The 6,261-nt window shown below is 42.7% G+C and carries 8 protein-coding genes; all 8 read left to right on the forward strand.

What is annotated here, in order from left to right:
* Positions 1–30 precede the first annotated feature (30 nt).
* The 8 genes from secY (at position 31) to ACPUEY_RS11845 (ending at position 6,101) form a co-directional block, all read left to right on the forward strand.
* On the forward strand, positions 31–1,350 hold the full coding sequence (gene secY / locus ACPUEY_RS11810; protein ID WP_171259726.1) for a preprotein translocase subunit SecY: 1,320 nt from the start codon (positions 31–33) through the stop codon (positions 1,348–1,350).
* A gap of 19 nt (positions 1,351–1,369) precedes the next feature.
* The gene (gene rpmJ, locus ACPUEY_RS11815; protein WP_000867907.1) at positions 1,370–1,486 is read left to right on the forward strand and encodes a 50S ribosomal protein L36; all 117 of its coding nucleotides are present in this window, start codon (positions 1,370–1,372) and stop codon (positions 1,484–1,486) included.
* A gap of 106 nt (positions 1,487–1,592) precedes the next feature.
* Positions 1,593–1,949, forward strand: a complete 357-nt coding sequence (rpsM, locus tag ACPUEY_RS11820) for a 30S ribosomal protein S13 (protein ID WP_086174447.1) — start codon at positions 1,593–1,595, stop codon at positions 1,947–1,949.
* A 19-nt stretch (positions 1,950–1,968) separates the two neighbouring features.
* Positions 1,969–2,355 carry a 30S ribosomal protein S11 gene (rpsK, locus tag ACPUEY_RS11825; RefSeq protein WP_001040166.1) on the forward strand — a complete coding sequence of 129 codons (387 nt, stop codon included), beginning with the start codon at positions 1,969–1,971 and terminating at the stop codon, positions 2,353–2,355.
* Positions 2,356–2,367: 12 nt separating this feature from the next.
* Positions 2,368–2,991, forward strand: a complete 624-nt coding sequence (gene rpsD, locus ACPUEY_RS11830) for a 30S ribosomal protein S4 (RefSeq protein ID WP_092820780.1) — start codon at positions 2,368–2,370, stop codon at positions 2,989–2,991.
* 18 nt (positions 2,992–3,009) lie between these two features.
* A complete protein-coding gene (locus ACPUEY_RS11835) occupies positions 3,010–4,017 on the forward strand; it encodes a DNA-directed RNA polymerase subunit alpha (protein ID WP_004869497.1) in 1,008 nt (335 codons plus the stop codon).
* Positions 4,018–4,035: 18 nt separating this feature from the next.
* Positions 4,036–4,401, forward strand: coding sequence for a 50S ribosomal protein L17 (gene rplQ / locus ACPUEY_RS11840; protein WP_004691290.1), 366 nt, complete (start codon positions 4,036–4,038; stop codon positions 4,399–4,401).
* Between the two features lie 203 nt (positions 4,402–4,604).
* Complete coding sequence (locus ACPUEY_RS11845) at positions 4,605–6,101, forward strand: flavin-containing monooxygenase (protein ID WP_425122200.1); 1,497 nt, start codon at positions 4,605–4,607, stop codon at positions 6,099–6,101.
* Positions 6,102–6,261: the final 160 nt, after the last annotated feature.

The following is a 6,261-nucleotide window of genomic DNA, read 5'->3' on the forward strand; positions in this document are numbered from 1 at the left end:
TCTCCTAGTTCTTCAGGTCATGTTAACATGATGAAAGGCCAACCATTTCATGTGAAATATCGTGAAATTATTCGTCGATTAATGTTTTTGGTTGGCGCATTGTTGGTCTTTCGACTAGGAGCACATATTCCACTGCCGGGTATTGATAATGTCGCTTTAGAACGTTTTTTCAAAGCTAATGAAGGTACTTTCTTAGGTTTGTTTAATATGTTCTCTGGCGGGGCATTAGAGCGAATGTCAATTCTTGCGTTGGGGATCATGCCATATATCTCTGCATCGATTATTGTGCAGTTGATGTCAACAGTGGTTCCTTCGCTGGAAGCATTAAAGAAAGAAGGCGAGCAGGGTAAGCGTAAGATTAATCAATATACGCGTTACGGCACGTTATTGCTTGCGTTGGTGCAAGGTGTAGGTATGTGTGCTGGTCTGATTAGCCAAGGAATAACCTTGACTTCAGGACTGGCTTTTTACATTCCTGCTGTAACTTCATTGGTTGCAGGCACCATGTTCTTAATGTGGTTAGGAGAACAAATTACCGAACGTGGTGTTGGTAATGGGATCTCCATGATCATTTTTGCAGGTATCGTTGCTGGTTTGCCAAATATTGTAATGCAAGCATTCACTTCAGTGGATAATGGTCAATCAAGCTTAATTGGTCTGGCTATATTTGCATTACTTTCAGTTGCAGTTCTTGCTGCGATTGTATTTATTGAAAAGGCACAACGTCGTATACCGGTTAACTATGCTCAAAAGCAACAAGGCCGTCGCGTATTTACTGCACAGCAGACACATTTGCCATTGAAATTGAATATGGCGGGGGTTATTCCAGCAATTTTTGCTAGTTCATTATTGCTGTTCCCTGCAAGTTTAGGTCAATGGTTGGGTAGTTCTGATCCAAATGCAGGAATCATAAAGCGTAGCCTACAAGATTTGGCATTGGTATTATCGCCTGGACAACCTTTGTATTTGGTGCTCTTCGGTGCGTTAATTATCTTTTTCTGTTATTTCTATACTGCACTTGTGTTCAGTCCTAAAGAAGTATCAGAGAACTTGAAACGCAGCGGAGCTTATGTACCTGGTATTCGCCCAGGTGAGCAAACTGCTCGTTACTTAGATCATATTCTTAATCGTTTGACGTTTATTGGTGCAATTTATATTACGGTCATCTGTTTGATGCCAATGATTCTGCAAAGTTCTTTTGGTATTCCATTTCATTTGGGTGGTACATCTTTGCTGATCGTAGTCGTTGTTGTGATGGACTTTATGGCACAGCTACAAGCTCATCTCACTTCGCATCAGTATGACAATCAAACGTTAATGAGAAAAACGACTGCTCATCCTAAGGGATAAGCGCACTTGAGGTTTCATCATGAAAGTACAAGCTTCTGTTAAAAAAATTTGTGGTAGCTGTAAAGTTATCCGTCGTAATGGGGTTATCCGCGTGATTTGTAGCGCTGAACCTCGTCATAAGCAGCGTCAAGGTTAATCTGATCAAGACCTGTTGATTTCAGTAGGCTAATTAGGTTATTATCCGCCCCTCAAGATATTTGTGGGGCGGTTGATTATCTCTACTGCCTTTTTGGAGAAAGTGAATGGCTCGTATTGCCGGTGTAAACATTCCGGATAACAAGCATGCTGTTATCTCCCTCACGTATATTTTTGGTATCGGTCGCCACACTGCTAAGAACATCTTAGCTGCTGCTGGTATTGCACCAACTACTAAGATCCGTGAATTGGATGATGCTCAGCTTGATGCGATTCGTGCAGAAATTACCAAGGTTCCAACCGAAGGTGATTTACGTCGCGAAATTTCCATGAACATTAAACGTTTAATGGATTTAGGCTGCTACCGTGGTCTTCGTCATCGTCGCAGCTTGCCTGTCCGTGGACAACGCACCAAAACTAACGCACGTACCCGTAAAGGTCCGCGCAAACCTATTAAGAAATAAGATTTCTGGAAGCTAAAAGATGGCTAAAGATACTCGCACACGCAAGAAGGTCACTCGTACCGTCTCTGAAGGTGTTGCACACATTCACGCTTCTTTTAATAACACCATTGTGACTATTACCGATCGTCAAGGTAATGCACTGGCTTGGGCTACCTCTGGTGGACAAGGCTTCCGTGGATCACGTAAATCAACTCCGTTTGCTGCTCAGGTAGCTGCTGAAGTTGCTGGTAAAGCAGCTTTGGATTACGGTTTGAAAAACTTGGACGTCCTTGTAAAAGGTCCTGGTCCTGGTCGTGAGTCTGCGGTTCGTGCTTTAGGTGCAGTGGGTTATAAAATTAACAGCATTACCGATGTGACGCCAATCCCGCACAACGGTTGTCGTCCACCTAAAAAACGTCGCGTGTAAGGAGAAACATTCATGGCTCGTTATATTGGTCCAAAATGCAAACTCTCTCGCCGCGAAGGGACAGACCTGCAACTTAAATCAGGCGTTAAACCGTTTGACGTTAAGACAAAAAAACATGCTAAAGCTCCTGGCCAACATGGTCAAAGCCGTGCTAAGCAATCTGAGTACTCACTACAATTACGTGAAAAACAAAAAGTACGTCGTATGTACGGTGTGTTAGAGCGTCAATTTAGTAACTACTATAAAGAAGCTGCTCGTGTGAAAGGCGCAACAGGTGAAAACTTGTTGAAATTGCTTGAAAGCCGTCTTGATAACGTAGTTTATCGCATGGGTTTTGGTTCTACACGTGCAGAAGCTCGTCAGCTTGTATCTCACCGTAGCATTACTTTGAATGGTCGTCGTGTTAACATCGCGTCTATCCAAGTTAAAGCTGGTGATGTAATCGCGGTTCACGAAGGTGCTAAACAACAATTACGTATTAAAAGCGCAATTGAATTGGCTGCTCAACGTGGTATCCCTTCTTGGATGGAAGTTGACCATTCAAAACTAGAAGGTACGTTTAAAGCTGCACCGGATCGTTCTGATTTACCTGCTGAAATCAACGAAAGCTTGATTGTAGAATTGTATTCTAAATAATCCCTTGAGGTAGCAATAATGACGCGTACTGCAAATGAGTTTCTAACTCCGCAAGCGATCAAGGTCGAAGCGGCTAGCGGGACCTCGGCAAAAGTTATTCTGGAACCATTAGAGCGTGGCTTTGGCCATACTCTTGGTAATGCTTTACGTCGTATCCTATTATCTTCTTTACCTGGCGCTGCTGTGGTAGAAGTTGAGATAGAAGGTGTCGAGCACGAGTACAGTACCTTAGAAGGCTTGCAGCAGGACATCGTCGAGCTCTTGCTGAACCTAAAAGGATTGTCGATTAAGCTGTTCGATCAAAACGAAGCATATTTGACATTAGAAAAACAAGGTCCAGGCGATGTAACAGCGGCTGATCTTCGTTTACCTCATAATGTTGAAGTGGTAAACCCTGAGCATTTGATCGGCACTTTAAGTGCTTCAGGCAATTTAAAAATGCGCCTGAAAGTTTCTCAAGGCCGTGGTTATGAAACTTCTGACTCACGTTTCCCAGAAGGCGAGACTCGCCCTGTGGGTCGCTTACAATTAGATGCTTCTTATAGCCCCATCAAACGTGTGTCTTACACCGTGGAAAACGCGCGTGTAGAACAACGTACTGACCTTGATAAATTGATCATTGATCTTGAAACTAACGGTACAGTTGATCCTGAAGAAGCAATCCGTAAAGCGGCAACAATCTTGCAACAACAAATTGCAATTTTTGTTGATCTTCAGAAAGATCAAGCTCCTGTTGCTCAAGAGCCTCGCGAAGAAGTGGATCCAATCTTGCTTCGTCCAGTAGATGATCTAGAGCTTACTGTTCGTTCTGCTAACTGTTTGAAAGCAGAAAATATTTACTACATCGGTGACTTGGTTCAACGTACTGAAGTGGAGTTGTTAAAAACTCCTAACCTTGGAAAAAAATCGTTAACTGAAATCAAAGATGTTCTGGCTTCTAAAGGCTTACAACTCGGCATGCGTTTAGAGAACTGGCCACCAGCTAGTCTCCGTATGGACGATCGTTTCGCCTATCGTAGCCGTTAATTAAGTAGGACTATCACCATGCGTCATCGTAATAGTGGTGTGAAATTAGGCCGTACAAGCAGTCATCGTAAAGCGATGTTCCAAAACATGGCTAACTCTTTGTTCGAGCACGAGTTGATTAAAACAACTGTGCCTAAAGCGAAAGAGTTACGTCGTGTAGCTGAGCCTTTAATCACTTTAGCTAAAAACGATACTGTTGCAAACCGTCGTTTAGCGTTTGCTCGTACTCGTTCAGCAGCAACTGTTGGTAAATTATTTACCGTTCTTGGCCCTCGTTACAAAGAACGTAACGGCGGTTATCTACGTGTTCTTAAAGCGGGCTTCCGTGCAGGTGATGCTGCACCGATGGCTTACGTTGAGCTAGTAGATCGCGAAGTTAAATAATTTCGCAAGAATAGCTTCAGTTGTTCTAAAAAAGACCGGTGTTTCACCGGTCTTTTTTATGCCTGATGATTTTAAATTGTCTGACAATTTAAGCTTTTGTCCTGAACTGATATATTTTTCATCAGATTTACACTAACTTGACATTGAGTATTGTCAATTTTGTGGTTTAATAAAATGAAGCTTAAACAGGTTATAAAAAGAACATGGAAAAACATATTGATGTCTTGATTGTCGGTGCCGGTATTTCAGGTATTGGTCTTGCTGTTCATCTTTCTAAAAATTGTCCGCAACGCTCTTTTGACATTATTGAGCGTCGGGAAAGTTTTGGCGGAACCTGGGATTTATTCAAGTATCCAGGCATTCGTTCAGATTCAGATATGTCGACTTTTGGCTTTAATTTTAAGCCATGGCAAAAAGACAGCGTCTTGGCGGATGGTCCATCCATCAAAAATTATTTATCTGAAGTAATTGAAGAGTATCAGCTTAAAAATAAAATCCATTTTCAGCATCGGGTTTTGACGGCGAATTATGATTCGGCCACTAAAAAGTGGGTGGTTGAAATTGAAGATGCAGCTCAACAAAAGCAAACCTGGGTGGCCAATTTTGTACTAGGTTGCACAGGTTATTATAATTATGATCAGGGATTCCAGCCTGAATTTCCCAATCAGTCTGCATTTAAAGGCAATTTTATTCATCCGCAGCATTGGCCCGAGCAGTTAGACTATTCGGGTAAAAAAGTGGTGATTATTGGCAGTGGGGCAACCGCAATCACCCTGGTGCCTGCGATGGCGAAAGGTGGGGCAGGGCATGTCACCATGTTGCAGCGTTCTCCGACCTATATTGCTTCTGTGCCATCGATAGATCTGGTCTATGACAAAATGCGCAAGTATTTTCCCGAAGATGTGGCCTATAAATTAACGCGCGCACGTAATATTGGCATGCAACGCGGTATTTATGCTCTGGCGCAGAAACAGCCGAAACTGCTCAAGAAAATTTTGCTGAATGCAGTAAAATTTCAGCTCAAGGGTAAGGTGGATATGAAACACTTTACTCCGAACTATGAGCCTTGGGATCAGCGTTTGTGTGTGGTTCCGGATGGTGACCTGTTTAAAATCTTGCGTGAAGGCCGTGCATCGGTTGAAACGGATCAAATTGAAAAATTTACTGAAACAGGTATTCAGTTAAAGTCCGGTAAACATTTGGATGCGGATATTATTGTGTCTGCAACCGGGTTGAATATTCAGATTTTAGGCGGCATTCAGGCGACCATTGATGGCAAACCGATGAACACTTCCCAGCATATGCTGTATCAGGGCATCATGGTCAGTGATGTACCGAATATGGCCATGATTATTGGCTATATCAATGCCTCCTGGACATTAAAAGTGGATATTGCAGCGGATTATATTTGCCGTCTGATCAACTATATGGACAAAAATGGCTATGATGAAGTGATTCCGCAAGGTGACGCGACGGAGTTAATGCAAGATACGGTGATGGGCAGTCTGTCTTCGGGCTATATTGCCCGTGCCGCTGATGTAATGCCGAAGCAGGGCAAGCATGCACCTTGGAGTGTATCCAATAATTATCTGGCTGACCGCAAACAATTGAAGCATGCGCGTTTTGAGGATGGTGTGCTTAAATTTCATAAGCGTGCGCAACAGGATAAGAAAAGCTCGACACCGCGTTTGGTCTCATGATTGAGTTTTCTTATTGAGCCTGATCATTATTTAAAAGAGGAGCAAAAATGCCACTACTGTCCCACAAATATCACAAGAAGAACCTCAATTGAGGTTCTTCTTGTTTTCGCCATTTTTTATCAGGCACAAAGAGTGACCTTAAAAGTTTCCTTTCAAATAA

The sequence above is a fragment of the Acinetobacter sp. G11 genome (genome assembly GCF_049808495.1).
GTDB lineage: Bacteria > Pseudomonadota > Gammaproteobacteria > Pseudomonadales > Moraxellaceae > Acinetobacter > Acinetobacter kookii.

Excerpts from the sequence above, each read along its gene's own strand:
- rpsM (WP_086174447.1), top strand. The coding sequence starts at position 1,593 with ATGGCTCGTATTGCCGGTGTAAACATTCCGGATAACAAGCATGCTGTT.
- rpmJ (WP_000867907.1), top strand. The coding sequence starts at position 1,370 with ATGAAAGTACAAGCTTCTGTTAAAAAAATTTGTGGTAGCTGTAAAGTT.
- secY (WP_171259726.1), top strand. The coding sequence starts at position 31 with ATGAAAGGCCAACCATTTCATGTGAAATATCGTGAAATTATTCGTCGA.
- rplQ (WP_004691290.1), top strand. The coding sequence starts at position 4,036 with ATGCGTCATCGTAATAGTGGTGTGAAATTAGGCCGTACAAGCAGTCAT.
- ACPUEY_RS11835 (WP_004869497.1), top strand. The coding sequence starts at position 3,010 with ATGACGCGTACTGCAAATGAGTTTCTAACTCCGCAAGCGATCAAGGTC.
- ACPUEY_RS11845 (WP_425122200.1), top strand. The coding sequence starts at position 4,605 with ATGGAAAAACATATTGATGTCTTGATTGTCGGTGCCGGTATTTCAGGT.
- rpsD (WP_092820780.1), top strand. The coding sequence starts at position 2,368 with ATGGCTCGTTATATTGGTCCAAAATGCAAACTCTCTCGCCGCGAAGGG.
- rpsK (WP_001040166.1), top strand. The coding sequence starts at position 1,969 with ATGGCTAAAGATACTCGCACACGCAAGAAGGTCACTCGTACCGTCTCT.